Annotated in this window: 2 protein-coding genes; both read left to right on the plus strand. The window is 46.5% G+C overall.

Features of this window, described 5'->3' with window-relative positions; genetic code table 11:
• The first annotated feature begins 28 nt into the window (after nt 1-28).
• Complete coding sequence (locus WA429_RS21090; protein WP_336107894.1) at nt 29-556, plus strand: hypothetical protein; 528 nt, start codon at nt 29-31, stop codon at nt 554-556.
• A 442-nt stretch (nt 557-998) separates the two neighbouring features.
• Nucleotides 999-1,502: a transglycosylase SLT domain-containing protein gene (locus WA429_RS21095; RefSeq protein ID WP_336107895.1), complete on the plus strand. Its 504-nt coding sequence runs from the start codon at nt 999-1,001 to the stop codon at nt 1,500-1,502.
• Nucleotides 1,503-1,750 lie beyond the last annotated feature (248 nt).

Here is a 1,750-nt window from a genome sequence, read left to right on the forward strand (position 1 = left end):
CAATGTATGATAAAACGGATAAGGCGTAATGTTTGAAGTGAAGTTACTCAACAATCGGATGCTTGGTGGCGCTCTGCTGGCAGTCTTTACTCTTTCAGGATGTCAGACTACTGAAGAATTCAAGACTGTTTCAGAAGATAGTTCCTGTTTGGAGATCGCAGAGAGTTATAACGCCAATGAAGCAGCTGCGAGAGACCAGTGCCCTGATGGCTGGCGCATAGCGGGTCCGTATAGTGTGGACGAGCATCCATTTGTTGGCGTGGTCGAGGGTAAAACCTTAGCCAGTGCAAAGCAGGTACTTCGACAAGAGTTGCGGTATTGCAGCGATCAACTGCTCGATAATTTCTATGAAACGTTCAACGCTTGGAACAAGCGTCTCTGCGAGACGCAGTCCGCAAGTGTCTATCGGCCATACACTTATGAGCAAGCAAAAGAGAGGCGCAAGCGCGGTGTAGATCCGGTGTCTCGACCAGCCCTATCATACTTGCTGCGTAAGAAACGTGTGGTGATAAATGATCCATTTCTGGGGTGCCAAGGGGACGGTTGTCCCGATTGAACTGACATACTTTGTCTGGAAAAGGTCCACGAATGTGGGCCTTTTTTTGTGTGCACAGCGTATTATCGGGCGCTTCTAAAAGTCAGTGTCCTGTACGCAACCTCCTTAAAACACCAACGGTTTTAGTGGATAAAGAAAGTTAAATTCTTAGTTCACTCCGAAAGCAGATCAATCTACCCCATGGGGTGGGCATCGATATACATTGGCTGATGTTCTTTGCGAAAAAATCAAAATAAACGTGCGTTCCAATTCGAAAAAAATTGACATAAATGTGGCGTAGGGTCCAAGAAAATAAGTCTAAGGCAAGATCTCCTTGTGTTTGTCTTAGTGAATAATCACAAAAAGTAACTATTAAGTACCTAAAGTCACAAAAAGTAGCCGGACATCTATGAAGTATATCTTGCGAATAATTGTAATCGCCGCATTTTCGTTGGGTGGAGGTGTGGCAGGTGCCAATGCGCTTGAGCTTCCAATGGATTTCGAGCGAGCAGCGGAGAATGAGGGTGTCGATCCGCTTTTGCTGTTTGCCGTAGCACTTAAGGAAAGCAAGAACGGTGTGGGAGAGGGCATTGCGCCTTCGCCGTTTGCAATCCGAGATGCGACCGGGTCCTACTACTTTGACAGCTTAATAGAGGCTGAGACTTTTCTGGAAAACAGCATTGCATCAGGCCAGTCGAACATCGATGTCGGCATGATGCAGATAAATTACGGACAGCACAAAGGATATGTAACGGATCCAAAAACAATGTTGGACCCATATCTGAATGTCCGTATCGGTGCGAGAATTTTGCGAACCGCAATGAATTCAGTGCCGAACGATACTGTCTTGGGGATCGGTCGATATCATCACTGGCGAGATGAAAACAGAGCCCGAAAATATGGGTCGAGTGTCATCAGTATCTGGAAGAACTTGCAGACACTGGTGGCGAAAAACGCTGGGAAATAGTTATCGCCGACAAAATAGCCAATATTGATGGACACGAGCAAACGGTAATGAATGCCGTGAAAAAACACGGTAAAATCCAGTCATCAAATTGGAAGTTGTGGGGTGCGAGTAATGCAGAACGTAACGAGCTGCAGGCGCAAAATAGTAAGGTGGAACCAAGAGTTCATTATTGCCGTTCGGCGGTTGGTGTTGGCCAATGCGACGGATGCAATTAGAGCCCTCGGTTTGGAAGTAAGCGAGCAAGAACT

The sequence above is a fragment of the Thalassospira sp. CH_XMU1420-2 genome, assembly GCF_037029325.1.
Taxonomy (GTDB): domain Bacteria; phylum Pseudomonadota; class Alphaproteobacteria; order Rhodospirillales; family Thalassospiraceae; genus Thalassospira; species Thalassospira povalilytica.

Excerpts from the sequence above, each read along its gene's own strand:
- WA429_RS21090 (WP_336107894.1), top strand. The coding sequence starts at position 29 with ATGTTTGAAGTGAAGTTACTCAACAATCGGATGCTTGGTGGCGCTCTG.